The sequence below is a fragment of the Microlunatus parietis genome, from assembly GCF_013407955.1.
GTDB classification, from domain to species: domain Bacteria; phylum Actinomycetota; class Actinomycetes; order Propionibacteriales; family Propionibacteriaceae; genus Microlunatus; species Microlunatus parietis.
Map to the genome: position 1 here is coordinate 4,570,618 of NZ_JACCBU010000001.1, position 24,410 is coordinate 4,595,027.

The following is a 24,410-nucleotide window of genomic DNA, read 5'->3' on the forward strand; positions in this document are numbered from 1 at the left end:
TCCAACGGATCGGGGGTGATTACGGTCCCGATCATGGCACGCCCTGCGCCGGCCGTTCAGGGGCGCTCGCCGCTGACCAGCCACATCCGAGCGTCGTCGACGATCGCCGGGTCGGTCAGCCGGGGCACCGGCCGGCGGTGCCGCTGGGCCAGCGCGGTCTGCGGCGTCACGGACGCGGTCCAGCCGTGCCCGGCCAGCCAGGCGACCGGGTCCTCGACCGTCGAGTGCCAGGATGCGCCGACGTTCTTCAGCCGCTCGTGCACGGCCCGCATCTCCGGCAGGTCGACGTAGGCCTGGTTGATGTGTTCCAGCGCGATGGCGCTGCCGGGCGCGGAGAGGCCGCCGACCCGCTCCAGCAGGGAGTCGTTGTCGGCGCGTTCGAGATACATCAGCAGCCCCTCGATCAGCCAGGCCGTCGGTCGCGCCGGGTCGAAACCGGCGGCGATCAGGTCGGCCGGCCAGTCGTCGCGGAGGTCGGCCCGGACCACGGAGCGGCGGCAGCGCGGCTCGGCTCGCTGGACGCCGAGCACAGCCTGCTTGAACGCGACCAGGCCGGGCAGGTCGATCTCGAACAGCTCGGTGCCGTCCGGCCAGTCCAGCCGGTAGGCCCGGGTGTCCAGGCCAGCGGCGACCAGCACCACCTGCCGCCGGCCGGCCGCCGTCGCCGAGCGGAGGTAGTCGTCGAAGAAGCGGGTCCGGAGGACGAAGTGCTCCTGGTTCATCCGGCCGGCCTGGGCGACCTGGATCCAGCCGATCGTGTCCACGAAGTGCTGGGCCAGCGGGTCGTCGAACAGCCGGTCCGGCCGGCGGTGTTCCTCGGCCCGGGCCTGGGCGATGATCACGGCGGTCCGGCTGACGCCGGTGGTGGGCTGCTGCAGGGTCGTCATGGCCGTCCTTCGGTTGTGGTGAGCGGATGCAGGTCCATCGTCAGTTGGTACGTCTTGCGGTAGACCAGGCGCGGGAACGCCACCCGCATGAACGCGTCCCGGGCCGCGCAGACCACCGGATGCCGCCAGCGGCTGAACACCCCGTTGGCGCGGGACTGGCGGACCAGCCGGGCGGTCCGGACGGTCCGCGCCGTGTCGTAGTGGCGCAGGGCGGTGGACAGGTCCGGCTCGGCGGCCAGCGAACCGGCCAGCACTCCGGCGCCCTCGATCGCCTGGTTGGCGCCCTGGCCGAGGTTGAACGTCATCGGGTGCGCGGCGTCGCCGACCAGGGTGACCCGGTCGGTGCTCCAGCGCGGCACCGGATCGCGGTCGGCGATGTCGACCGGCTGCAGCTCGTCCGCCGGCGTCGCCGCGATCAGGTCCGGGATCGGGCCGGGCCAATCCCCGAACAGCCGGGTCAGGAACGCCTTTCCCTGCTCGCCGAGCCGTCCGTCGCGCAGCCGGTGATCATCACGCGCGACCTCGTCGCTGACCACGCCGTCCCAGTAGACGAGGCCGCCGGCCAACTTGTAGAAGACGAACCACAGGCCGTGGCCGAACGTGTTCAGGAACGCGCCGTCCGGCACCCCGCCGGGATCGGCCACCACGCCCTGCCAGGCCCGTACGCCGGCGTGCCGCGGCGGCGGCTCGGCCGGGATCAGCTGCCGCCGGACCACGGAACGGATCCCGTCGGCGCCGATCAGCAGGTCGGTCCGGACCTCCCGGCCGTCGGCGAACCGGACCAGGACGCCGTCGCGGTCCTCCTCGAAGCCGACACACTGGGCGCCGTACTCGATCCGGTCCGGCGCCGCCTTGGCGAGCAGCCGGTGCAGGTCCGGACGAGCGACCGTGTAGGCGGCGGCGCCGGTCCGCCGGGCCCCGTCGGCCAACGACCAGGTCGCCAGGTCACGATCGGCGGCGGACCGGAAAACGTAACGCTGCAAGGGAAGTCCGATGTCGGCGAGGTCCGGCTCCAGGTCGAGGCCGCGGAGCGCGATGGTCGCGTTGTGCCAGACCACCAGGCCGTTGCCGGCGCCGGCGTCGGTCGCCTCGGCGCGGCGTTCGTACACGGTGGTTTCGATGCCCTGCCGGTGCAGCGCCCGGGCCGTCGCCAGGCCGCCGATCCCGCCGCCGATGATCACGGCGGTGGCCGGCGGGTTCACGGTGCGTTCCGCTCGTTCAAGATCATGATCACGACGGTACGCAAGCGAGACCGTGATCGTCTTCCGTCGGCGGAATGAACTCCCGGTCCACCAGGCAGGGGAGCCCGGATCTCCTCCAGGCGGTGGAAGACAGCGACGGCGCGCGCAGCCCAGGCTGGGAGCAGACGACGACGCGGGAGGAACCATGCAGCGACACGCGATCATGTTCCGGGTTCGGCCCGGAACCGAGGACCAGGTCAAGGAACTCTTGGCCAACTACGAGCCGCCTGAGTGGGTGACCCCGGACGGGGCCCGCCTGCTCGGCACCTCGATCTTCATCAAGGACGGCCTGGTGGTCCGGATGATGGAGGTGGACGGGCCGCTGCCGAGCATCATGGCGCACCTGGCCCGGCAGCCGAGCATCCAGCAGCTGGAGCGGGATCTCGATCCCTTCCTGGCCGAGCCGCGGGACCTGAGCACGCCGGACGGCGCTCGGGCCTTCTTCGGCCGGGCCATGATGGAGCACGTCACCACCCGGGTCGCGGCACTCGAGGAATCGAAGTGAACGCCCCCGCGCTGTTGATCACCGGCGCCACCGGACCGCTGGCCGAGCCGGTCGTCCGGGTGCTCGCCGACCGCGGCCACCGGCTGCTGCTGACCGGCCGCAACGCCGAGAAGCTCGCCGAACTGGACCAGCGGTACGGCTCGCCGGGCGTGATCGAGACGTTCCAGGTCGACGCCGCCCAGCCGGACGGCGCCCAGCAGGCGGCCGCCCGGGCCGCGGAACGGTTCGACGGGCTGGGTGGCCTGGTGCACCTGATCGGCCGGTTCGGCTTCGGCCCGGTGATGCTCACCGACATCGCGGTCTACGACGAGTTGATCATGTCCAACTTCCGGTCCGCGGTGGTGGCCACCCAGGCGGTGCTGCCGCACCTGACCGAGGGCGGCCGGCTGGTCTACTTCAGTACGCCGCTGGCGGTCGAACCGCTGGCTGCACTGTCGGCCTACTCGGCCGCGAAGGCCGCGCTGACCACCTGGGTCCGGTCGATGGCGCACGAGGTGAAGCGGCGCGGCATCCACGCCAACGTGGTGTCGATGACGATCGCGGACACCCCGAAGATGCGGGCCGAGCGGCCCGGTCTCGATCTTGATCACACCGTGGACCCGGCGCTGGTGGCCCGGGCGGTCGGCTTCCTGACCAGCCCGGAGTCGGACGGCCTGTACGGCAGCGTCGTCCCGGTGCTGGGCAAGTTCTCCTACAGCTCGGTCCTGGCCGGCGGGCCGCCGCCCGGGGTGGGCGGCCCGCCGCCGGGAGCCCACACCGCTGCAGCGCGGCCCGCCGCGGCGGCGCCGGCCCAAGCAGGTGCCCGATGACCGGCACGGAGGGTTTCCGGGCCCGGATCGTCTTCCTGCTCAAGGTCCCGCTGGAGTACGAGTACGACTTCCTGGACGCCTACGAGCAGATCCGCTACGAGGTGGCCCGCGGCGTGCCCGGCCACCTGCGTGATCAGGTCTGCCGGTCGGCCACCGATCCCGAGCAGTGGATGATCACCAGCGAGTGGCGCGACCTGGACTCCTTCGTGGCCTGGGAGGCCACCGAGGAACACCGCGAACTCGCCGCACCGCTGCGTCGATGCTTCACCGAGGCGCGCTCGCTCCGTTTCGAGATCTGCGCCGAGACCTCCGCCCAGCCGGCACCCGAGCCGGCGACCACGACCTCCTGAAGGGAACTTGATCATGACCAACGAGACCGTAGTGACCACCACCGGGTTGACCGACGATGATCTTCGCCAGCTGCTGCTCGCGGTCGGGCTGGACGCCGCCACGGCCGTGCCCGAGTCGTACCAGCGGAGCTTCACCGACCTGGATCTCGACTCACTGGCGCGGGTGGAGATCGCCAGCCGGATCCAAGATCAGTTCGGCGTCGAGATCGAGCCGGACCTGACCGCGGAGGCCACCCCGGCCGGGATCCGGGACCTGGTCAACGACCGGCTGGCCGGCCGGGCCTGAGAGGAGCGCGCACCATGATCGGACACACCGACAACGCCATCGAGATCGACGCCCCGAGCTCGTTCGTCTGGACCCAGACGAACAACCTGCGCGACTGGCCCAACCTGTTCTCCGAGTACGCGGAGATCGAGATCCTCGAAGAGACCGAGAACTCCGCGACGTTCCGGCTCACCATGCACCCCGATGACCAGGGCCGGGTCTGGTCCTGGGTCTCGGAGCGGCACTGGGACACCGAGCAGGGCGTGGTCCGGGCCCGGCGGATCGAGAAGGGCCCGTTCGAGTTCATGAACATCACCTGGACCTACCGCGAACTCGGGCCGGACCGGACCGAGCTGCGCTGGGTCCAGGACTTCGAGATGCGGCCGGACGCACCGGTCGACACGGCCTGGATGACCGACAACATCAACCGCAACAGCACCGTCCAGCTGAAGTTGATCAAGGACCGGGTGGAGCAGCGGCGCCGGCTGGTGGTCGGGTTCGGCGACGTGCCGGCCAACCGGCGGCGCGGCGGCGACCTGCGGACCATGATCGCGCCGCCGAACGTCGGCTCCTCGTCCGGCTTCTGCGGCGCGGTCCGGCTGGCCCCGGGCGAACGGGTCTCGGAGCACTACCACCCGTACTCGGAGGAATATCTGTTCGTCGCCTCCGGGACGCTGCAGGTGGACTTGGACGGCGAGCCGGTGACGGTGCCGGCCGAGCACGCGCTGCTGGTGCCGCGCAACGTACGGCATCGCTTGATCAACATCGGCGACGACGAGGCGCTGGCGGTGTTCCAGCTCAGCCCGCTGGCACCGGCGCCGCAGCTCGGCCACGTCGACACCGAACCCGGCCCGGAGGAGGAGCAGGCCGTCCTGGTCGGCGACGGCGGGGCGAGCCGAGCGGGAGCGGCGCGATGAGACGAGTCGTCGTCACCGGCGTCGGCGTGGTCGCGCCGGGCGGCCCGACTCGGGAGGACTTCTGGCAGCGGATCGTCGACGGGAAGCCGGCGATCCGCCGGGTGACCGCCTTCGACCCGACCGCGTTCCGGTCCCAGATCGCCGCGGAGGTGGACTTCGAGCCGTCCCGGTACGGTCTCACGCCGCGGGTCGTCCGGCGGACCGACCGGTTCGTCCAGCTGGCCCTGGCCGCGACCGGCGAGGCGGTCGCCGACTCCGGGCTGGCCGAGCTGCCCGACGAGAATAGCGGAGACCGGCGCGGGGTGTCCCTCGGTTCGGCGGTCGGCTCGTCGATCACCCTGGAGGACGAGTACGTCGTCGCCAGTGATCATGGTCGGGACTGGCTGGTCGATCACCGGCACGCGATGCCGTTCCTCTACCAGTCGCTGGTGCCGTCCAGTGCCGCGACCGAGCTCGCGGTGCGGTTCGGCGCCCGGGCCGCGGCGACCGTGGTGTCGACCGGCTGCACGTCCGGGATCGACGCGATCGGCCACGCGCTGCGGCTGATCCAGGACGACGAGGCCGACGTCATGATCGCCGGCGCGGCGGACGCGCCGATCACGCCGATCACGGTGGCCTGTTTCGACGCGATCCGGGCCACCACGCCGCGCAACGCCGACCCGGAACGGGCCTCCCGCCCGTTCGACGCGGACCGGCAGGGCTTCGTGCTCGGCGAGGGCGCTGCCGTGCTGGTGGTCGAGGAACTGGGCCACGCGCTGGCCCGGGGCGCCGAGATCTACTGCGAGATCGGCGGCTACGCGGCGCGGGCCAACGGGTTCCACATGACCGGGCTGCGCCCGGACGGGATCGAGCTCGGCGACGCGATCGTCGACGCGCTGGACCAGGCCCGGCTGAACCCGGACCAGATCTCCTGCATCAGCGCGCACGGCTCCGGTACCAAGCAGAACGACCGGCACGAGACGGCCGCCTACAAGCGGTCGCTCGGTGATCATGCTCATCGGGTGCCGATCAGTTCGATCAAATCCGTGGTCGGGCACTCGCTCGGCGCGATCGGCTCGATCGAGATGGCCGCCTGTGCGCTGGCGATCCAGCGCGGCGTCGTGCCGCCGACGGCGAACCTGGAGACGCCGGACCCGGAGTGCGACCTCGACTACACGCCGCAGGTAGCCCGCGAGGTCCGAGTTGATCATGCACTGTCGGCCGGCAGCGGCTTCGGCGGCTTCCAGTCGGCGATGGTGTTCTCACGAGTGGAAGAGGTCGCAGCAGCATGATGAATCCGGTGATCACCGGCATCGGCGTCGTCGCGCCGACCGGGATCGGGGTTGCCGAGCATTGGCAGCAGACCCTGACCAGGACCTGCCGGCTCGGCCCGGTCGAGGGCTACGACGCGAGCGGGCTGCCGATCGGGGTGGTCGGCCAGGTGCCCGGCTTCGACCCGGCCGAGCGGACCGACAGCAAGCTCCGGGTGCAGACCGACCGCTGGACCTGGTACGCCCTCGAGGCGACCCGGCTGGCCCTGGCGGACGCGGCGCTGGACCCGGCCGACCACGACCCGTACCGGCTCGCGGTGGTGACCGCGAGCGCGTCCGGCGGCAACGAGTTCGGCCAGCGGGAGATCCACGCGCTCTGGGGCCAGGGCCCGCGGGCCGTCAGCGCCTATCAGTCGATCGGTTGGTTCTACGCCGCCAGCAGCGGCCAGATCTCGATCAAGGAACAGCTCAAGGGATCCTGCGGTGTGATCGTCTCCGATGCGGCCGGCGGGCTCGACGCCCTGGCCGCGGCGGGCCGGTCGATCCGGCGCGGGGTCGGAGCCGTCGTCGTCGGTGGGACCGAGGCGCCGCTGTCCCCGTACGCGATCGTCTGCCAGTCCAGCCAGCCGGGCCTGAGTACCGGCAAGGATCCGGCCACCGCCTACCGGCCGTTCGCGGCCGACGCGACCGGCCACGTGCCGGGCGAGGGTGGCGCGATGTTGATCATGGAATCGCCGGGGTTCGCGGCCGAGCGGGGCGCGACGGCGTACGCCGAGGTGGCCGGCACCGCCGCCACCCACGACGCGCACCACCCGACCGACCCGGCGCCCGACCACCGGCAGCTGGCCCGGGCGTTGCGGACCGCACTGGACCGGGCCGGTTGTGCTCCGGACGAGGTGGGCGCGGTGTTCGCCGACGGGGCCGGCGATCCCCGGCTGGACCGCCTCGAGGAGGCGGCGATCGACGAGGTGTTCGGGCCGGGCGGCGTGGCCGTCTGCGTACCGAAGACGATGGTCGGCCGGCTCTGTTCCGGCGGCGCCGCCCTGGACGTCGCCTGGGCGGCCCTGGCGCTGCGCCACGGGGTGCTGCCGCCGTCGGTCAATCTGGACGGCGTGGCGACCTCGCTGGACCTGGTGACGGAGTCCCGGCCGGCGCCGGAGCTGCGCCATGTCGTGGTCCTGGCCCGGGGCGTCGGCGGCTTCAACGCGGCCGCGGTGTTGCGTCGTCCCGGCACCTGAGTCGCGGGTGACACGCCGCACACCACGACTCCTGGGCGACTTCACACAAAGCTCACAGAAACTGATCTGGCCGGTCGGCACCGGGGTCGGTTACGGTGTAGTCCTGCCAGCGCCGATTCCGGGGGTTCGTGGTGCGCTCATCTCCCCGGGTCCTGGTCGGATGAATTCGAATTCTGCGGCGACGTCGAGGTCGTGATCCGAGCGACCTAATTCGAGGAATCTTTGCGAATTCCTGCGCTCGAATTTTGGTGTCCACTATCTGGCTGGGCTCTGGCAAATCCCTTGTTTGTAAGCAATCCCGCAATGCTTCGACCTTCAACAGTTATTCCGAATATGCATCTTTCCGCGTGTGGGGAAGAATTCGTACGACTGTAACGAACGATATCTTTGGGAAACCTTGTGACTCCTCACTGCGAAGATTATGGTCTTCGCAAGGGAGGTGATCGGCTTGAAGTTCGGCAACTATGAGGGAGTCCGAAGTTCAGCGGGGAACGTCATCCAACCGGATGCGGGGATTGTCAACGGGGCAGAGCAGATCGGCGACGCCGTCGGTCGGGAACGGAGGCGCATCGCGCGCGAACTGCACGACGTGATCGGCCATCGTCTGGTGGTGATCATGATGACGGCCCGTCGACTGGGACTCGACGGGGACGAAGCGGCGGTCCACGCCCGCTCGATCGAGGAGACGTCGCGGGACGCGATGGGAGAGCTCCGCCGGATCCTGGGACTGCTCCGGCGCACGACGGCCGTCAGGGATCAGGAGATCGACACCGGCACCAGCGACGCGGTGGCCGAGATCGTGGAGCTGTTCGCCCGGGTGAACCCGGGTGGCGGCCTGCACTTCGAGAACGCGGAACTGGAACGGACCCTGCCGGCGGGCGTCCGGCATACGACGGTCCGGGTGGTCCAGGAGGGGTTGACCAACGCCCTCAAGTACGGCACCGGCTCGGTGGACGTGACGGTGTCGTTCGGACACCAGGTCCGGATCACCATGATCAACGAGGTGGCGGCGAGCAACAGCTACCTCGGCGCCGGCGCCCGGGAGGACGGCGGGCTGCTGGGCCTGAAGGAGCGAGTCACCGAGCACGGCGGCTCGTTCGGCTACGGCAGCATGTCGGATCGTCGCTTCTTCATCGAGGCGATCCTGCCGGCTTGCCCGGGGGCGCTTTCGGCACTGCGGGGGGAGAGGTCGTGGACGAGATCAAGATCCTGATCGTCGACGATCAGCCGCTGGTCCGGCACGGAGTCGGGTCGGTGATCGCCGACGAGCCGGGCATGATCATGGTGGGCGAGGCCGGGAACGGGATCGAGGCCATCCGCGACGTTCGCCGGCACCATCCGGACGTCGTCCTGATGGACATCAACATGCCGCGGATGGACGGCCTGGAAGCGACTCGGCAGCTCTGTGCCGACGGTCGGCCCGGCCCGAAGGTGATCATCCTGACCATGTACGACCAGGACGAGCACGTGTTCGAGGCGTTGCGGGCCGGCGCCAGCGGCTTCCTGCTCAAGGAATCGACGGGCACCCAGCTGGTCGAGGCGGTCCGGGCGGTCGCGTCCGGCGACGCGCTGTTGTCGCCGACGGTGACCCGGATGTTGATCAGGGAGTTCGTCCGCCGGCCCGCTCTCGGGCCGGCCACCGACGGCACCGGCCTGGCCGCGCTGACCGGTCGCGAATACGACGTGTTCCTGCTGCTGGTGCAGGGCTACAACAACGCCGAGATCGCCCAGCACCTGGTGCTCGGCGAGAGCACGATCAAGTCGCATGTGCAGCACCTGTACCAGAAGCTCGGGGTACGGGACCGGGTGCAGGTCGTGATCTACGCCTACGAGAACGGGATCCCGTCCGCATCTCCGCCTGCGGGAGTGGAGGACCGACCACGGGGGGAGATCAAAGTTCCCATTCCGGGCGGGCGACAGCGGCCGGACGGGTTTCTAGTCTCATGATCATCGACCGCGATTCCTCACAGGGAAAGGAATTCCAGTGACGACAAGGATGCTGATCGTGGCCCGGATCAGGCCGGGGGCCGCCGGTGACGTCGCCCGGCTGTTCGGCGCCTCGGACCGGACCGAGCTGCCGCGTGCGCTCGGCGTGGTCCGGCGCGACCTCTACGAGTACCAGGGGTTGTACTTCCACCAGGTCGAGTTCGCCGGCGACCCGGCCGCGGCGATGGCCGAGGCCCGCGGACGGGACGACTTCCGTGAGCTGAGCGCGGACCTCGATGCGTTCATCTCGCCGTACGACCCGGCGACCTGGCGCAGCCCGGCCGACGCGATGGCGTCCGGCTTCTACAGCTGGACTCCTAGTGGTGATCAACGATGACCCTGTCGCCACCGGTCGCGCAGCCGACGGGCCAGCCGGCCGGCGAATGGGTGCGCTGCCCGAACTGCTCGGTGACGCTGTACGAGCCGCGGCTGCGCCGGGAACAGCAGGTCTGCCCGGACTGCGGCCACCACCACCGGATCGGGGCCGGTGCCCGGATCGACCAGCTGGTCGATCCGGGCTCCTGGGTGCCGGCCGCTGATCAACCGCGGAGCGCCGACCCGCTCGGGTTCAGCGACACGCTGCCGTACCCGGAGCGGGTGCAGCGGGCGCGTCGTCGGTCCGGGCTGGACGAGGCGGCGGTGCACGGCACGGCCACGATCGACGGCCGGCCCGTCGTCCTGGCGGCGATGGACTTCCGGTTCCTCGGCGGCAGCATGGGCTCGGCGGTCGGCGAGGTGATCACCCGCGGGGCCGAGGACGCGATCGAGCGCGGCTGGCCGTACCTGATCCTGGTCTCCTCCGGCGGTGCCCGGATGCAGGAGGGTTGCCTGTCGCTGATGCAGCTGGCGAAGACGGCGCAGGCGATGGGCGAGGCGCGACGGCGGGGCATCCTGACCATCGGCGTCCTGGCCGACCCGACCTACGGCGGGGTGACCGCGTCCTTCGCGACGCTGGCCGACGTGCTGATCGCCGAACCGGGCGCCATGATCGGCTTCGCCGGGCCACGGGTGATCGAGAACGCCACCCGGGAACGCCTGCCGGAGGGCTTCCAGACCGCCGAGTACCTGCACGGGGCCGGGATGATCGACCGGGTCGAGCCGCGGAAGAGCCTGCGCTCGACGCTGACCCGGTTGTTGATCTTGGACGCCGGCCGGTCCGCCGGCGGCGACCGCAGCGGCGTGCTTCATGATCGACTCGGCACCGCGGAGGTACGGCAGCGCCCGGCGGCCGAGGTGCTCAAGCTGGCCCGGCAGATCCAGCGGCCGGTCACGTCCGACTACCTGGAGGCGATCTGCGACGACTTCGTCGAGCTGCACGGCGACCGTACCCACGGCGACGACCCGGCCGTCGTCGGCGGCCTGGCCTCGATCGGCGGTCGCACGGTCATGGTGCTCGGGCACGAGAAGGGCCACGACACCGCGACACTGGTGCTGCGGAACTTCGGGATGCCGCAGCCGGAGGGCTATCGCAAGGCGCTCCGGCTGCTCCGGCTGGCCGAGCGGCTGGACATCCCGGTGATCACGTTCGTCGACACCCAGGGCGCCGCGCCCGGGGTCGCCGCCGAGGAACGCGGCCAGGCCTGGGCGATCGCGGAGTGCATCGCGGGAATGGCGGAGCTGACCGTGCCGGTGATCAGCGTGATCACCGGTGAGGGCGGCAGCGGCGGCGCACTGGCACTGGCCGTCGGCAACCGGGTGCTGATGCTGGAGAACGCCTGCTACTCGGTGATCAGCCCGGAGAGCTGCTCGACCATCCTGTACGGGCACGCCGGCGAGGCGGCCCGGCTGGCCGAGACGATGAAGATCACCGCGCCGGAGTTGATCAAGCTCGGCGTGATCGACGCGATCGTGCCGGAGCCGGACGGCGGCGCGCACACGGCGCCGGACGAGACCACGACGGCCGTTCGCTCGATGATCATGGCGGAGCTGGACGCGGTGGCCGGCTGGTCCGGCGAGAAGTGCCGGCAGCAGCGCTACGACCGGTTCCGCGCGCTGGGGGTGATCGCGTGACCACGGAGCCCGACGAGAGCACGCTGCGGCTGCTCCGGGAAGAAGTGAGCAGCCTGGTCAAGACCGTGCCGGGCCCGGTGTCGCGGGTGTCGGTCCGGGCCGGCGAGTGTTCGCTCGAGGTGACCTGGGCCGACCCCGCGCCGGTCCTGCCGGACGGCGGGCCGGCCCCCGCGCCGGCAGCGCGACCGGTGGCGGCGGTGCCGGTCGAGGACGAGCCGGAGCCGGACGGCGAGGTCATTCCGGCGCCGCTGGTCGGCACGTTCTACGTGGCGCCGGAGCCGGGCGCGAGCCCGTTCGTCCGGCCGGGCGACCGGGTCGAGGCCGGCCAGACGATCGGCATCATCGAGGCGATGAAGCTGATGAACCCGGTCGCCGCCGACCGGCCCGGCGAGGTGGTCGAGGTGCTGGTCGCCGACGCCGCGCCGGTCGAGTTCGGCCAGCCGCTGGTCCGGGTCCGGGAGGCGGCTTCATGATCGACACCAGCATGATCACGAAACCGATCCGGTCGGTGCTGATCGCGAACCGCGGCGAGATCGCGCTGCGGATCGCCCGGACCTGTCGCGAGCTCGGCATCCGTACCGTCGCCGTCTGTTCCAGCGCCGACCTGGACAGCGCGGTGGCCCGCTACGCCGACGAGACGGCGCACATCGGGCCGCCGGCCGCGAAGCGCAGCTATCTCTACCTGCCGAGCCTGATCGAGACCGCGCTGCGGTACGGCGTCGACGCGATCCATCCCGGTTACGGCTTCCTGTCCGAGGATCCGGACTTCGCCCAGATCTGCGCCGAGAACGGCATCGTGTTCGTCGGCCCGCCGCCGGCGGTGATGGAGGAGCTCGGCGACAAGGCCCGGACCCGGGTCGCGATGCGGGAGGCCGGGCTGCCGGTGCTGCCGGGCAGCGACGGGGCGGTGCCGACGGTCACCGACGCGGTCCGGATCGCCGAGGAAATCGGCTTTCCGGTGGTGCTGAAGGCGGCGGCCGGTGGCGGCGGACGCGGCATCCAGGTCGTGCCGACGGCGGCCGAACTGCCGGAGTCGTACCGCCGGACGGTCGCCCTGGCCCGGCAGATCTTCGGCAACGGCGACGTCTATCTGGAACGGTTCCTGCCCGCCGCCCGGCACGTCGAGGTGCAACTGCTGGCCGACGGCCACGGCACCGCGGTGTCGCTGGGGGAGCGGGACTGCAGCCTGCAGCGGCGGCACCAGAAGCTGGTCGAGGAGGCCCCGTCGCCCGGTTTGTCCGAGGAGCTGCGGGCCGACTTGGGGCGTTATGCCGTGGCCGGCGCGAAGGCGATCGGGTACGTCGGCGCCGGCACGATGGAGTTCCTGGTCGACCCGGACGGCCGGGCGACGTTCATGGAGATCAACGGCCGGATCCAGGTCGAGCACCCGGTCACCGAGATGCTGACCGGCCTCGACCTGATCGCCGAGCAGCTCCGGGTCGCGAGCGGCGAGCCGCTGGGCTACGGCCAGCAGGACGTCCGGCCGCGCGGGGCGGCGATCGAGTGCCGGATCAACGCCGAGGACCCGGACCGAGGCTTCGCGCCGACGCCGGGCCGGCTGACCGAACTGCGGCAGCCGGGCGGCCCGGGGGTGCGGATCGACTCGGGCTTCGTCCAGGGCGACACCGTCTCGCCGCACTACGATTCCTTGATCGCGAAGCTGATCGTCTGGGCGCCGACCCGGGAGCAGGCGATCGCCCGCGCGGATCGAGCCCTGGCGGAGTATGTCGTCGAGGGCCCGGGAGTCCGGACCACGATCCCGCTGTTGCGCCGGCTGATCACCCACCCGGACTTCGCCGCCGCCCGGCACACCACCAGATTCGTCGACGGCCTGCTCGTCGCCGATCGCGACGAACAGGCCGCCTGAGTCCGAAGATCATCGCCTACGGTCTCAGGCCGCACCAGCAGACACGCCGTGACGAGTGCCGATCTCCGGAACTCGTCGCGGCGTCGTCGCGCGCAGCCCGGCGAACCGGACGATCGCGACGAAGGCGGCCAGCACCCCGGCGACCGCGGCCTCGACGGCCGTGACCGGACGGCCCAGCGCGATCTCCACCCCGGTCGCGCCGATCATGGTCACGGCCAGCCCGGCCGCCGCGATCGGGGTCAGCACCGGAGCGATCCGGGTGAGCGCCGGCACGATTAACCCGACCGCCCCGAACAGCTCCGCGAACCCGGCGATCTTGAGCAGGATCACCGGGATCCCCATCGAGGCCGCCTCCAGCACCTCCCAGGCCATCAGGGCCTTGCTGCTGCCGACGAACACGAAGAACGCCGCGAGCAGCGCGGACACGATCCACACCGCGATTTTCGTACCGGGCTTGTTGGCGAAGACGTTCATGATCAATCTCCTCAGTTCGTACGAAGCGTCTCCTTGCCCTCCCCACGAACGGACCCCGGTGGATCGGACACTCGTTCCCTGTCGATCGCGGCTTGGCAGGTTGTGTTTCCTGAACTAGCCTGTTTCTAGTCATGGGAAACACACCCTCTAGGGAAACACTGATCGATGAGGCGCTCGATCGCCTTGCGGCGCAGCTGCCCGCCTCCTGGCGCCTCGACTACAGACCCGGGGCGGGGGACTCGCGAGCGGACGGCCTCGTCGAACTGGTGGGGCCGGGGTCCGAACGGCTCTCGTTCCTGGTCGAAGCGAAGCGATCCGGCTCGATCTCGGCCTCACTGCTGATTCGCGCGCTCCGAGATCTTCAGCGCACGACCGGCGGTGTTCCGGTCCTGTTCGTATCCGACTACATCGGCCCCGCACTGCGGGACGCCCTGGCCGCCGAGGAGCTCAGTTTCGCCGACTCGACCGGCTGGATTCGGGTCGTGTCGGCCGAGCCTCTCGTGCTTCTCACCGGACAAGGCGCCGCGCGATCGCCGCGGGTGCCAGCCGGGTCGGCGGTGACTCGGTTCAACGGGCTCGCAGCAAGTCGAATCATTCGCAGTCTGGCGACGACTGAGTTGCCCGTCCGGGTCCGACGCCTCGCCGGCATCGCCGGTGTGTCGCCAGGCTCGGTGTCCAAGCTCCTGGCCACCCTGGCCTCGGAGGGCATCGTCGACCGGAGTGACGATGGCGGCGTCGTCGCCGTTCGGCGCCGCAGGCTGCTGCGTCGGTGGGTGGCGGACTACGCATTCGCGAAGACCAACCATCCGGTCCGGTACCTCATCGCGGCGAGGGGGCTGGACCGGGCGTTAACGCGTGTCGGTGAGCTGGCCGGGGTTGCGCTCACCGGCTCGGCCGCAGCCCGCCGGCTGCTTCCCGAGTCCGCGACTTCGGTTGTTCCGCTCCGCCTGCTTGCCCTCTACACGCTGGAACCGGCGCAGGTCGCCGCCGACCTCGGCCTGATCGATGCTGAACCGGCGACGGCCAATGTGATCATCGCGCGACCGCAAGACCCCGACATCCTCACACCAGTCGGTGATCCCGGCGTACTCGTGACAGCGCCGCTGCCGCTCGTCTTCGCGGACCTGCTCACGTTGCCCGGCCGGTCCGATGCGGAGGCGGAGCAATTGATGGACGCGCTCGCGGCATCGGACCCACTGTGGAAGGCATGATCATGGACGAACCTGCACCGGAGTACGTGGCTGCTCGCAGCGTCCTGCTCCAGGCACTCGCGGCTCTGGACAGCCACCTGAGCAGCCTCGTTCTCGTGGGTGCCCAGGCGATCTACCACCACACCGGAGCGACGGACCTGAACGTTCCGCTCATGACGACGGATGCTGATCTTGCCGTCGACACGCGTAGGCTTGCCGATTCGCCGGAGATCGGATCGCAGTTGCGGGCAGCCGGATTCAGGCCAGGCACCAATCCCGGCCACTGGGTGGCTCTGAGTGACGTCGCGATTGATCTCATGGTCGTGCCGCACCAGGCGGGTACTGACAGGCGCTCCGCGCGTGCGGCACGGATCGCGCCTCACGAGAAGGCCACCGCACGGATCGCTCACGGTCTCGAGCCGGCCTTGATCGACAACGAGATCGTCACCCTTGTCTCGCTTGATCCGAGCGACGCCAGGGCGAGCGACCTGCGGGTGGCCGGCCCGGCTGCGCTGCTGACGGCGAAGGTGATCAAGATCGGCGAGCGCCTCGAGCAAGCAGCAAATCAGCCCGATCGGGTGAAGGAGAAGGATGCGCTGGACGTGTTCAGGCTGCTCCAGGCAGTCGACGTCAGCGAGTTCGTCCTCGGATTCCGCCGGCACCAGGAGGACGAGCACGCCTCGGCCGCGACCACCGAAGCGCTCAACATCCTGCGAGGGCAGGCCACAGCTCCGGAAAGTCGGATACCTCGCATCGCCGGATCGGCCGCGCAGGGTGACCCCACCGTTCCGCCGGCCTTCGCGGCTCTCGTCGGTGAGTTGATCACGGCGTCATCGTCGTTGGGCTCGGATCGGTGACTCCTCACCGGTAGCCGCGGGCCTGGAGTTCGTACAGCTCCGCGTAGCGGCCCTGGGCGGCGACCAGCTCCTCGTGGGTGCCGGTCTCGACGACCCGGCCCTGGTCGAGGACGACGACCAGATCGGCGGCGGCGACGGTGGAGAAGCGGTGGGTGACCAGCAGGGTGATCGCGCCGTGGCCGGCGGCGGTGCGGGCGGCGGCGGCATAGCGCTCGAACAGGGCGTGTTCGGTGGCGGCGTCGAGGGCCGAGGTCGGTTCGTCGAGGACCAGCAGCAGCGGGGCCGGGCGGATCATGCCGCGGGCGATGGCGATCCGCTGCCACTGGCCGCCGGAGAGGTCGACGCCGTCCGCCCAGGCGGTGCCGAGCTGGGTGGCGAGCCCGTGCGGCAGGGCTGCGATGACGTCCTCGGCGGCCGCGTCGTGCAGGGCCCGGCGGACCCGGTCCTCCCGGTCCAGCGCCGGGAGGTCACCGACGCCGATGGAACGCTGCGCGGTGAACTCGAAGCGGGCGTGGTCCTGGAACGCTCCGGACAGCCGGGGCCGCCAGGCGCTCGGGTCGAGGTCGGCGAGGTCGACGTTGTCGATCATGATCCGCCCGCCGGTCGGCCGGTGCAGACCGGTGATCAACTTCACCAGGCTGGACTTGCCGGCGCCGTTCTCGCCGACCAGGGCGATCACCGTTCCGGCCGGCAGATCGAGATCGATGCCGGTCAGGACCGGCCGGTCGGCGTCGCCGTAGCCGAAGCTCAGGTTCTCGATCCGGAGGCCGTGCTCGAGGCGGGTCGGCGGTACGGTCCGGGCCGGCTGGTTCGCCGTGACCCGGTCGGAGTAGTCGATCAGCCACACCAGCCGGGCACAGTTCCGGCCGATCCGGGTGAAGTTGCGGATCGCCTCGACGAAGGACGAGCTCACTCCGTGCAGCGACCCGAGCACCCCCACGGCGACCACCAGAGCCTGCACGGGGACCGTTCCGGCCAAGGCATCCCGGGTCATCCAGCCCAGGATCAGCGCGGCCACGGCGTAGAAGACGAGCAGGTGTACGGCGTCCAGCACCGCGGTCCGGTCACCGGCCCGGACCAGTGGGGTACGCCAGCCGCGAACCGCCGCCCGGAGCCGGCGGCGCAGCGCCTGCTGCTGGCCGAAGACCCGGGTCTCCGCGCCCGCCGCGGGCGAACCGGTCAGGTCGAGCAGATGGCGGGACAGCCGGCTCGCGGCGGCGCCGGCCTCCTCGGCGTCCCGCTCCCAGCGGACGGACCAGCGGGCGCTGATCATCCGGATCCCGCCGATCGCGATCAAGATCAACAGCCGCCAGTCCGCCGTGGCCGCCACGACCAGTACCGCGACCGAGAACGCCACGACGTTGATCGTGTGGACCAGCAGGCTGAAGGCTCCGCCGAGCACGCCCTCGCCGTCCTTCAGGAGCTGCAGTCGATCTTGGAAGCGAGCCGACTCCAGGTGATCCAGGGTCGGCAGGCTCGCGGTGCGGTGGGCGATCTCGGCGTCCAGGGTGTGCCCGACGAGTTCGTGCTGCTTCACCTGGGCGTTCACGCCGACGGCCGAGAAGGCGTTCGTGACGGCGGTCGAACCGACCAGGGCGAGGGCCGCGCCGGCCATCCGGCCGAGGTCGCGGTCGACGGCCCCGGCGGCGAAGATCCCGACGAACAGCGGCGCCAGCGCGGCCAGCACCTTGCCGACCGTCTCGACCAGGCACAGCAGCGACTGCCACGGGCTGACCCGGACGGCCGTCCGCAGCACGATGCCGATCCCGCGCAGGGCCGGGCTCATCGGGGGTCCTCGCCGGAATCGTCGCGGGCGAAGCGCCGCGCCTGCAGCCGGAACATGGCCGCGTACCGGCCGCCGCGGGCCAGCAGCTCCTGATGCGTCCCGTCCTCGACGATTCCACGATCATCGTCCGCGGCGTCGGCCAGTACGACGATCCGGTCGGCGTGCCGGACGCTGGACAGCCGGTGGCTGACCAGGATCGTGGTGACGCCGCGGGTCACCTCGAGGAATCGGTCGAACAGTTCCGCCTCAGCCCGCACGTCCAACGCGGCGGTCGGCTCGTCCAAGATCAACACGCCGGCACCGTCGGCCACCGCAGCCAGCGCCCGGGCCAGGGCGACCCGCTGCCACTGGCCGCCGGACAGGTCAGTGCCGCCGTCGTAGGCGTGTGACAGCACGGTGTCCCAGCCATGATCGAGCCGGTTCAGCAGGCCTGCGCCGCCGGCATCGGCGAGGGCCCGCTGCAGCACCTCGCGATCATGATCGTCGGCGTCGAGCCGGACGTTGTCCCGCAGCGGAAGGTGATAGCGGACGAAGTCCTGGAAGATCACCGCCACCCGGCTCCGGGCGCTCTCGTCGGCCGCCGGGTCCGCGCCGTCCACCCGGACGGCGCCCCGATCCGGCCGGTAGAGCCCGCAGAGCAGTTTGATCATGGTCGACTTGCCGGCGCCGTTGCTGCCGACGACGGCGACCGACTGCCCGGCCGGGATGTCCAGGCTGACCCCGTCCAGGGCGAGGGTGCCCCGACTCGGATAGCCGAAGCTGACGCCGTCCAGCCGGACCGCTGCCGGGCCGCGATCAGAACCGGCCGGGCGGGCCGAACCGGGCAGCGTGCGGACCGCCGGCAGACCCAGGTCACGGCGCAGTTCGGCGAGGGCGTTGAGCGTCGAGGTGGTCCGGGTCAGGGCGGAACTCAAGTTCCCGAGCTGACCGAACTGCTGCAGCCGCAGCACGGCTTGGGCCAGCATCACCGCGCCGCCCAGCGTCACCGCCCCGGCGACGACATCGGTCCCGATCATGATCAATGCTCCGCCGGTCGCCGCGGCCACGGCCAGGCAGGCGCCGAGGACCGGCCCGAGGCCGTGCTGCCGGGCCCGCCACAGTCCCGTCATCGCCTCGGTCCAGGTCGACCGGTAGGTCTCGCCGAGCCAGTCCGCCAGGCCGAACAGCCGGACCTCCTTGGCCGTCTCGGTCCCGAGCATCAGGCCGCGCAGATAGCCGGCCCGCCGACGCTGGTCACCGGTCGTCTGCAGCAGCCGGTCGAACGCCAGGCTGATCCAGCCCAGGAAGACGTACGACAGCACGACGAACGTGGCGGCGACCAGGAGCGGCACCCACCAGCGCCAGGGCAGTAGCAGCACGAGGGCGCCGAGCGCGGCCAGGCGCGAGGTCAGCACCGACCAGGTCGAGTCGATCCCCATCAGGAACGACCAGTCCTTCGTGGCGTCGGCGACGGCGCGGAGGCGGCCCGCGGGGCCCGGGCTGTCCAGGTGCCCGATCCCGCGCGGCCCGACGCCGGCCTCGGCCAGCAGGTCGAGGACGTAGGCGAGGTAGGCCGCCGAGCAGCGGGCCGCCGTCACCGCCTTCAGCGACTGCAGCACCGGGCCGAGCAGCAGCACGGCCGCCACCGCGACCAGGGAGGTCCAGACCTGCTCCGCGTCCGACGCCGGGGCGCCGGCCCGGACGGCCGCCGCGACCGAGCCGGCGAACCAGCCGATCATGATCATCAACAGGGTTCGGACGGCGGCGTCCAGCAGGACCAGCAGGGTGGTCAGCGCGGTCCACCGGCGGGAGGCTCGCCAGAGCACCTGCGCGTGCCGGAGATAGCGACCCGGACTGTCGGCGAGCCGGCGGCGAACCTCGCCGCCGGCCGTCGCCGTGTCGCCCGCTGCCACAACGAACCTCCTGGTCAGCCAGGAGTCTCCTGGCCGAGCCGGGTCATTGTGCGCAGCTTCCGAGCCGCCCCGGAAGCCCGATTTCACGGGCCGATAAACCGGAGGCGGAGCGGGGTGGGACTGCGATAAGCTTGACCTAACAGAAGATCAGACGCCGGTGCTCACCGGCACCCGCGGCTCCGGAATCGGGGCCGTTCTTTCGTTCCGGACCGGCGACGGCTCGACCCGCAGGATGCGAGCGAGCCAGGCCGGCAGCCACCAGTTCCAGCGGCCCATCATGGCGACGGTGGCCGGCACCAGCAGGGATCTGATCAAGGTCGCGTCCAGAATGATGCCGAGCGCGACGCCGGAGGCGAAGACGGCGACATCCAGTTCACCGCCACCGGCCATCGAGGCGAACGAGAAGAACAAGATCAGCGCCGCGCAGGTGACCAGCCGGCCGGTCCGGCCGATGCCTTGCACGATGGCCTCCTCGGTCGAGCCGGTGCGGTCGTACTCCTCCCGCATCCGGGCGATGATGAAGACCTCGTAGTCCATCGAGAGGCCGTACAGGAAGGCGAAGATCGTCACCGGGATGAAGGTGCCGACGGTGCCGTTCGGCTGAATCCCCAGCAGCGCCTCGGTGCCCCAGCCCCACTGCCAGAAGATCACCATCGCACCCATCACCGCACCCAGCGAGAGCAGGTTCAGCGCAATCGCCTTCAGCGGCAGCAGCACCGAGCGGAACGCTCGGGCCAGCATCACGAACGTGATCAACGCGATCAGCGCCAGCATCCACGGGAACGCGGCGTAGGTCGCGTCGATGTAGTCGATCTGCTGGGTCACGTTGCCGCCGACCAGGACACCGTCCGGCACAGCGTCGATCACCCGCTGGACGGTCTCCCGCCCGGCCGGCGAGCCGCCCTCGTCGACCGGCAGCACGGTCAGCAGAGCCGAGCCGTCGGCCGCCCGCCAGTCCGGCCCGTCCGGCGCGACGACCGTGTAGATCCCTTCCAGGGAACGGATTCCGTCGGCGACCGCGGCTCGGTCGGTGCCCGGCGGCAGGTACACGTCGAAGGAGGTCAGCGGGCCCGAGGGGACGCCGGCGCGCTGCAGGGCGACCAGCCCGTCGTGGCCGGGGCCGGACCGGGACAGGCCGCCGCTGACCGGCACGTTCAGGTTGATCCCGAGCGCGACCACGGTCAGTGCGCCGAGGGCGGCGACCGAGCCGATCGCCACGATCCAGCGGCGCCGGACCACGGTCCGGGCCCACGCCGTCCAGAACCGACCGGCCCGCTCGTACCCGGTCGGTCGCACCGGCTTCCCTGCCGCAGCCCGCCGGTCCAGCCGGCGGCCGGTCCAGGACAAGATCAACGGCAGGACGGTGAGCGACACCACGGCGCTGGTGGCGGTGACCAGCGTCCCGCCGACGCCGAGGCTGCGCATGATCGGGATCGGCAGGACGATCATGGCCAACAGCCCGATCGCCACCGCGACGCTGGAGAAGACGATCGCGTGCCCGGCGGTCGCCATCGCCCGGTGGACGGCCTCGTCGCCGACCCGCCCGGCGGCCCGTTCCTCGCGCCAACGGGTGACCAGGATCAACGCGTAGTCGATCGCGATGCCCAGCCCGAGCAACGGGATCATGGTCATCGTCGTCTCGTGCACGTCGATGATCAGACCGGCTCCGAGCAGCCCGATGAACGAGACCGGCAGCGCGATCAGCGCGGTCAGCAGCGGTACCACGGCCAGCGCCGAGCGGAACACCCAGGCCAGCACGACCATCGCCGCGGCGAGCGTGATCAACAACTTCACCGGTACGTTGAGCCCGCCGGCGTCCGCCCCGGTGGCCAGCGGATCGAGCCCGGTGACGAACAGCGTCGTGCCCGGCGGCAGCACCGGCCGCATCGCCTCCTCGATGGTGAGGTTCAGCGTGCTGCCCTCGCCGAGGGCGCTGCCGGGGATCCCGCCCTGCTCGACCGGCCCGCCGAAGATCAGGCCGAACGTCGTCCGGCCGTCGGCGCCGAGGAACCTCGGGTCACCCGTGTCGACGTAGGAGACGACCCGGCCACCGGTCGCCCGGTCGGCTGCGGCGAACGCGGCCGTCAGCACCTCGCGGCCCTCCGGGCTGTCGGCGGTCATGCCCTCCGGCAGCGTGATCACGGGCAGGTACGGGCGTTCGTACCCGCCGGTGCCGTAGGTCTGCAGGATCTGCTGATTGGCCTCGTAGCCGGGCAGACCGGGATACTCGTTCTTCTCGGATACAGTCGCCATGACGACGGCGAGCGCGCCGCCGCCGAGGGCGACGGCGATGACGGTGAGCAGCGTGATCAGCCGACCACGGGCCAGGACGAAGCGCGACAAGGTTTCCACGGCACCAGACCATCAAATTGATCTTCGATCGGCGTGCGATCGGTCTGAGAGGTCGCTGTCACAGAGTTCTCTATGAACTCTCCGGCCACCGACCCGTCAGACTGGACCCCGTGAGCGGATCAACAACACGAGTCCTCGTGGTCGACGACGAGCAGTATCTGGCTGACTTGATCGCGACCGCGCTGCGGTACGAGGGGTTCGAGACGTCCGTCGCGGGGACGGGCCGGGAGGCGATCGAACAGGTGTCCACGTTCGATCCGGACCTGATCGTGCTCGACGTCATGCTGCCGGACGGCTCCGGCCTGGACACCTGCCGGACCCTGCGGGCCAACGGCAAGAACGCGCCCGTCGTCTTCCTCACCGCGCGCGACGCGACCGAGGACAAGATCGCCGGCCTCACCGTCGGCGGCGACGACTACGTCACCAAACCGTTCAGCCTGGACGAGCTGATGCTGCGGGTCCAGGCGGTGCTGCGCCGGTCCAAGCCGGACGCGGGCAGCAACCGGATCGGCTTCGCGGACCTGGAGATCAACGACGACGCGCACGAGGTACGGCGGCACGGCGAGCCGATCGAGCTGACTCCCACCGAGTTCAAGCTGCTCCGCTACCTGGTCGCACACGCCGGCAAGGTGCTGTCCAAACGGCAAATTCTGGACCACGTCTGGGAGTACGACTTCGCCGGCAACGACGGCGTGGTGCAGACCTACATCTCGTACCTGCGCCGCAAGATCGACGCCTACGACCCGCCGCTGATCCACACCATCCCGTGGATCGGCTACATCGTCCGGCTCCCGGAGGGGGACAGCTCGGTCCGCAGGCGCGGCGCCGGGAACTGACATGTCGCTGCGCACCCGCCTGGTGCTGACCGTCCTCAGCCTGCTCGTCCTCGGCTGCGGGGTGGCGCTCGGGGCCACCGCCGGCGCGCTGCAGGACTGGCAGACCGACCGCAACGACGACGTGCTGACCTCGGTCGGCCGGCAGCTCGGCACCGAGCTCGCCGCCCGGCCGGAGCCCCGGCTGCGGCTGCGCGACGCCGGCGCCGAGGACGACGTCTGGCGGACCTGGTCGACGCTGGCCTCCCAGGACGGCGAGGTGCCGTCGTTCTTCCAGCTACGGTCGGCGGACGGGATGGTGCTCCAGACCGTGGTGTACGGGTCGGCGCCGGACCTGCCCGAGCCGCTGCCGAAGGCGTACTGGCCGGTCGAGGCGACGGCGGAGAACCCGGACGGCGAGGCGTTCGGCGAAGCCGAGACGATGCGGTCCGACGGCAGCGCCGACGATCCGGGCTGGCTGATCCGGTCCAGCCGGGTCGGCGACGGCGGCGAGCAGCTGATCGTCGGGATGCGGACCCAGGCGACCGACGAACTGATGAGCCGGGTGGCCAGTGCCGCGACCGTGTCCGGGCTGGTCGCCCTGATCGCGGTCGCGCTGCTGTCGCTGTCGGTGGTCCGGCGCGGCCTCCGGCCGCTGAACGACATCGCCGAGGTGGCCCGCGAGATCGGCTCCGGCGACCTGACCCGCCGGGTGCCGCCGTCCCGGCCGAGTACCGAGATCGGCCGGCTGTCCGCGGCGCTCAACGCGATGCTCGGCCAGATCGAGCGGGCCTTCGCCGAACGGGCCGCCTCGGAACAGCAACTGCGCCGGTTCGTGGCCGACGCCTCGCACGAGCTGCGGACCCCGATCGCGACGATCCGCGGCCACGCCGAGCTGTTCCGCCGCGGCGCCGCGGCCCGGCCGGACGACCTGGCGAAGATCCTCCGCCGGATCGAGTCGGAGGCGCACCGGATGGGCCTGCTGGTCGACGAGCTGCTGTTGCTGGCCCGGCTGGACCAGGGCCGGCCGCTGGAACGGGAGCCGGTCGACCTGACCGACCTGGCCTCGGACGCGGTCGCCGACGCCGTCGTCACCGATCCGGGCCGGAGCATCCGGCTGGACGCCCCGGACACCGGCGCCGGCCAGGAGCCGGTCGTCGTCCAGGGCGACCCGCACCGGCTCCGCCAGGTGCTCGGCAACCTGCTCTCCAACGTCATCCAGCACACCCCGCCGGACACCCCGGCCGTGGTCCGGGTCCGCCGCGACGCCGGCGACGCGGTGATCGAGGTGTCGGACAGCGGCCCGGGGCTGCCCGAGGAGGAGCGCCAGCACATCTTCGAGCGGTTCTACCGGACCGAGGAGTCGCGGGTACGGCATCACGGCGGGGCCGGGCTCGGCCTCTCGATCGTCGCCGCGGTCACCCAGGCCCACGGCGGCACCGTGACCGCGGAGAACAACGCCGACGGCGGCGCCACGTTCCGGGTCCGCCTCCCCTTGACGTAACCGCAACCCTGAAGCCGATCCGCTCCCCTGCCCAGTGCCCGTGCCGGGCGCCGGAGTCGCCTACCCCGGTACGAACCTTGCGGGACTCGCACCAGGAGCGCTCGACGTGAGTGGCGGACCGCCCGGGCTGAGGCGGCCCCGCGTCCCGGTGCAGTCGCCGTGCCGATCTGCTGGACCGGGCGTTCCCGCGGGAACGCCGGTCGGACGTTGGGCCTCGG

The 24,410-nt window shown here is 71.1% G+C and carries 23 protein-coding genes; 17 read left to right on the forward strand and 6 right to left on the reverse strand.

The genetic code is table 11. The features are described from left to right. Positions 1-56 precede the first annotated feature (56 nt). Complete coding sequence (locus tag BKA15_RS21955; RefSeq protein ID WP_179754361.1) at positions 57-887, reverse strand: SAM-dependent methyltransferase; 831 nt, start codon at positions 885-887, stop codon at positions 57-59. Continuing rightward, the gene (locus tag BKA15_RS21960; RefSeq protein WP_218871525.1) at positions 884-2,089 is read right to left on the reverse strand and encodes an FAD-dependent monooxygenase; all 1,206 of its coding nucleotides are present in this window, start codon (positions 2,087-2,089) and stop codon (positions 884-886) included. The genes BKA15_RS21955 and BKA15_RS21960 overlap by 4 nt, the downstream gene beginning before the upstream one ends. Before the next feature lie 184 nt (positions 2,090-2,273). On the opposite strand from BKA15_RS21960, the gene BKA15_RS21965 reads away from it, so the two are divergent. The 13 genes from BKA15_RS21965 (at position 2,274) to BKA15_RS22025 (ending at position 13,325) form a co-directional block, all read left to right on the forward strand. Further along, positions 2,274-2,633, forward strand: a complete 360-nt coding sequence (locus BKA15_RS21965) for a SchA/CurD-like domain-containing protein (RefSeq protein ID WP_179754366.1) — start codon at positions 2,274-2,276, stop codon at positions 2,631-2,633. Beyond that, complete coding sequence (locus BKA15_RS21970) at positions 2,630-3,442, forward strand: SDR family oxidoreductase (protein WP_179754368.1); 813 nt, start codon at positions 2,630-2,632, stop codon at positions 3,440-3,442. Before BKA15_RS21965 ends, BKA15_RS21970 begins: the two co-directional genes overlap by 4 nt. Further along, positions 3,439-3,792, forward strand: a complete 354-nt coding sequence (locus tag BKA15_RS21975; RefSeq protein WP_179754370.1) for an antibiotic biosynthesis monooxygenase family protein — start codon at positions 3,439-3,441, stop codon at positions 3,790-3,792. Before BKA15_RS21970 ends, BKA15_RS21975 begins: the two co-directional genes overlap by 4 nt. Before the next feature lie 13 nt (positions 3,793-3,805). Then, positions 3,806-4,078 carry an acyl carrier protein gene (locus tag BKA15_RS21980; protein WP_179754372.1) on the forward strand — a complete coding sequence of 91 codons (273 nt, stop codon included), beginning with the start codon at positions 3,806-3,808 and terminating at the stop codon, positions 4,076-4,078. Between the two features lie 14 nt (positions 4,079-4,092). After that, a complete protein-coding gene (locus BKA15_RS21985; protein ID WP_179754374.1) occupies positions 4,093-4,974 on the forward strand; it encodes a cupin domain-containing protein in 882 nt (293 codons plus the stop codon). Then, entirely contained in the window at positions 4,971-6,245 is a 1,275-nt protein-coding gene (locus tag BKA15_RS21990) for a beta-ketoacyl-[acyl-carrier-protein] synthase family protein (RefSeq protein ID WP_179754376.1), read from the forward strand. Before BKA15_RS21985 ends, BKA15_RS21990 begins: the two co-directional genes overlap by 4 nt. Next, entirely contained in the window at positions 6,242-7,462 is a 1,221-nt protein-coding gene (locus tag BKA15_RS21995; protein ID WP_218871526.1) for a beta-ketoacyl synthase N-terminal-like domain-containing protein, read from the forward strand. The genes BKA15_RS21990 and BKA15_RS21995 overlap by 4 nt, the downstream gene beginning before the upstream one ends. A gap of 616 nt (positions 7,463-8,078) precedes the next feature. Further along, positions 8,079-8,675: a sensor histidine kinase gene (locus tag BKA15_RS22000; protein ID WP_246323092.1), complete on the forward strand. Its 597-nt coding sequence runs from the start codon at positions 8,079-8,081 to the stop codon at positions 8,673-8,675. Beyond that, positions 8,654-9,409: a response regulator gene (locus BKA15_RS22005; RefSeq protein WP_179754379.1), complete on the forward strand. Its 756-nt coding sequence runs from the start codon at positions 8,654-8,656 to the stop codon at positions 9,407-9,409. Before BKA15_RS22000 ends, BKA15_RS22005 begins: the two co-directional genes overlap by 22 nt. A gap of 37 nt (positions 9,410-9,446) precedes the next feature. Beyond that, positions 9,447-9,785: a TcmI family type II polyketide cyclase gene (locus tag BKA15_RS22010; protein WP_218871527.1), complete on the forward strand. Its 339-nt coding sequence runs from the start codon at positions 9,447-9,449 to the stop codon at positions 9,783-9,785. Next, on the forward strand, positions 9,782-11,458 hold the full coding sequence (locus BKA15_RS22015) for an acetyl-CoA carboxylase carboxyltransferase subunit alpha (RefSeq protein ID WP_179754381.1): 1,677 nt from the start codon (positions 9,782-9,784) through the stop codon (positions 11,456-11,458). Before BKA15_RS22010 ends, BKA15_RS22015 begins: the two co-directional genes overlap by 4 nt. Then, the gene (locus BKA15_RS35745; RefSeq protein WP_179754383.1) at positions 11,455-11,931 is read left to right on the forward strand and encodes an acetyl-CoA carboxylase biotin carboxyl carrier protein; all 477 of its coding nucleotides are present in this window, start codon (positions 11,455-11,457) and stop codon (positions 11,929-11,931) included. The genes BKA15_RS22015 and BKA15_RS35745 overlap by 4 nt, the downstream gene beginning before the upstream one ends. Next, positions 11,928-13,325, forward strand: a complete 1,398-nt coding sequence (locus BKA15_RS22025; RefSeq protein WP_218871528.1) for an acetyl-CoA carboxylase biotin carboxylase subunit — start codon at positions 11,928-11,930, stop codon at positions 13,323-13,325. The genes BKA15_RS35745 and BKA15_RS22025 overlap by 4 nt, the downstream gene beginning before the upstream one ends. A gap of 24 nt (positions 13,326-13,349) precedes the next feature. Here the strand turns inward: BKA15_RS22025 and BKA15_RS22030 are convergent, their stop codons facing one another. Further along, a complete protein-coding gene (locus BKA15_RS22030; RefSeq protein ID WP_179754385.1) occupies positions 13,350-13,799 on the reverse strand; it encodes a DoxX family protein in 450 nt (149 codons plus the stop codon). Between the two features lie 131 nt (positions 13,800-13,930). On the opposite strand from BKA15_RS22030, the gene BKA15_RS22035 reads away from it, so the two are divergent. Together BKA15_RS22035 and BKA15_RS22040 are read left to right on the forward strand one after the other, a co-directional pair. Continuing rightward, positions 13,931-15,010: a helix-turn-helix domain-containing protein gene (locus tag BKA15_RS22035; protein WP_179754387.1), complete on the forward strand. Its 1,080-nt coding sequence runs from the start codon at positions 13,931-13,933 to the stop codon at positions 15,008-15,010. Next, on the forward strand, positions 15,007-15,846 hold the full coding sequence (locus BKA15_RS22040; RefSeq protein ID WP_218871529.1) for a hypothetical protein: 840 nt from the start codon (positions 15,007-15,009) through the stop codon (positions 15,844-15,846). The genes BKA15_RS22035 and BKA15_RS22040 overlap by 4 nt, the downstream gene beginning before the upstream one ends. A 4-nt stretch (positions 15,847-15,850) precedes the next feature. Here the strand turns inward: BKA15_RS22040 and BKA15_RS36510 are convergent, their stop codons facing one another. From BKA15_RS36510 to BKA15_RS22055, 3 genes are all read right to left on the reverse strand, one after another. After that, entirely contained in the window at positions 15,851-17,632 is a 1,782-nt protein-coding gene (locus tag BKA15_RS36510; RefSeq protein ID WP_179754389.1) for an ABC transporter ATP-binding protein, read from the reverse strand. Then, on the reverse strand, positions 17,629-19,524 hold the full coding sequence (locus BKA15_RS36975) for an ABC transporter ATP-binding protein (RefSeq protein WP_179754391.1): 1,896 nt from the start codon (positions 19,522-19,524) through the stop codon (positions 17,629-17,631). The genes BKA15_RS36510 and BKA15_RS36975 overlap by 4 nt, the downstream gene beginning before the upstream one ends. A 147-nt stretch (positions 19,525-19,671) precedes the next feature. Beyond that, positions 19,672-21,876 carry an MMPL family transporter gene (locus tag BKA15_RS22055; RefSeq protein WP_179754393.1) on the reverse strand — a complete coding sequence of 735 codons (2,205 nt, stop codon included), beginning with the start codon at positions 21,874-21,876 and terminating at the stop codon, positions 19,672-19,674. 110 nt (positions 21,877-21,986) lie between these two features. Here BKA15_RS22055 and BKA15_RS22060 point away from each other — a divergent pair, with 110 nt between their 5' ends. Continuing rightward, positions 21,987-22,712, forward strand: a complete 726-nt coding sequence (locus BKA15_RS22060) for a response regulator transcription factor (RefSeq protein ID WP_179754396.1) — start codon at positions 21,987-21,989, stop codon at positions 22,710-22,712. A gap of 1 nt (position 22,713) precedes the next feature. After that, positions 22,714-24,192 carry a sensor histidine kinase gene (locus tag BKA15_RS22065; RefSeq protein ID WP_179754397.1) on the forward strand — a complete coding sequence of 493 codons (1,479 nt, stop codon included), beginning with the start codon at positions 22,714-22,716 and terminating at the stop codon, positions 24,190-24,192. Positions 24,193-24,410: the final 218 nt, after the last annotated feature.

Bases quoted from the DNA above. Each gene is read 5' to 3' on its own strand.
- BKA15_RS22065 (WP_179754397.1), top strand. From the start codon at position 22,714: ATGTCGCTGCGCACCCGCCTGGTGCTGACCGTCCTCAGCCTGCTCGTC.
- BKA15_RS22035 (WP_179754387.1), top strand. From the start codon at position 13,931: ATGGGAAACACACCCTCTAGGGAAACACTGATCGATGAGGCGCTCGAT.
- BKA15_RS21995 (WP_218871526.1), top strand. From the start codon at position 6,242: ATGATGAATCCGGTGATCACCGGCATCGGCGTCGTCGCGCCGACCGGG.
- BKA15_RS22025 (WP_218871528.1), top strand. From the start codon at position 11,928: ATGATCGACACCAGCATGATCACGAAACCGATCCGGTCGGTGCTGATC.
- BKA15_RS21955 (WP_179754361.1), bottom strand. From the start codon at position 887: ATGACGACCCTGCAGCAGCCCACCACCGGCGTCAGCCGGACCGCCGTG.
- BKA15_RS22030 (WP_179754385.1), bottom strand. From the start codon at position 13,799: ATGAACGTCTTCGCCAACAAGCCCGGTACGAAAATCGCGGTGTGGATC.
- BKA15_RS22040 (WP_218871529.1), top strand. From the start codon at position 15,007: ATGATCATGGACGAACCTGCACCGGAGTACGTGGCTGCTCGCAGCGTC.
- BKA15_RS21975 (WP_179754370.1), top strand. From the start codon at position 3,439: ATGACCGGCACGGAGGGTTTCCGGGCCCGGATCGTCTTCCTGCTCAAG.
- BKA15_RS21990 (WP_179754376.1), top strand. From the start codon at position 4,971: ATGAGACGAGTCGTCGTCACCGGCGTCGGCGTGGTCGCGCCGGGCGGC.
- BKA15_RS36510 (WP_179754389.1), bottom strand. From the start codon at position 17,632: ATGAGCCCGGCCCTGCGCGGGATCGGCATCGTGCTGCGGACGGCCGTC.
- BKA15_RS21980 (WP_179754372.1), top strand. From the start codon at position 3,806: ATGACCAACGAGACCGTAGTGACCACCACCGGGTTGACCGACGATGAT.
- BKA15_RS22015 (WP_179754381.1), top strand. From the start codon at position 9,782: ATGACCCTGTCGCCACCGGTCGCGCAGCCGACGGGCCAGCCGGCCGGC.
- BKA15_RS21985 (WP_179754374.1), top strand. From the start codon at position 4,093: ATGATCGGACACACCGACAACGCCATCGAGATCGACGCCCCGAGCTCG.
- BKA15_RS21965 (WP_179754366.1), top strand. From the start codon at position 2,274: ATGCAGCGACACGCGATCATGTTCCGGGTTCGGCCCGGAACCGAGGAC.
- BKA15_RS22000 (WP_246323092.1), top strand. From the start codon at position 8,079: ATGATGACGGCCCGTCGACTGGGACTCGACGGGGACGAAGCGGCGGTC.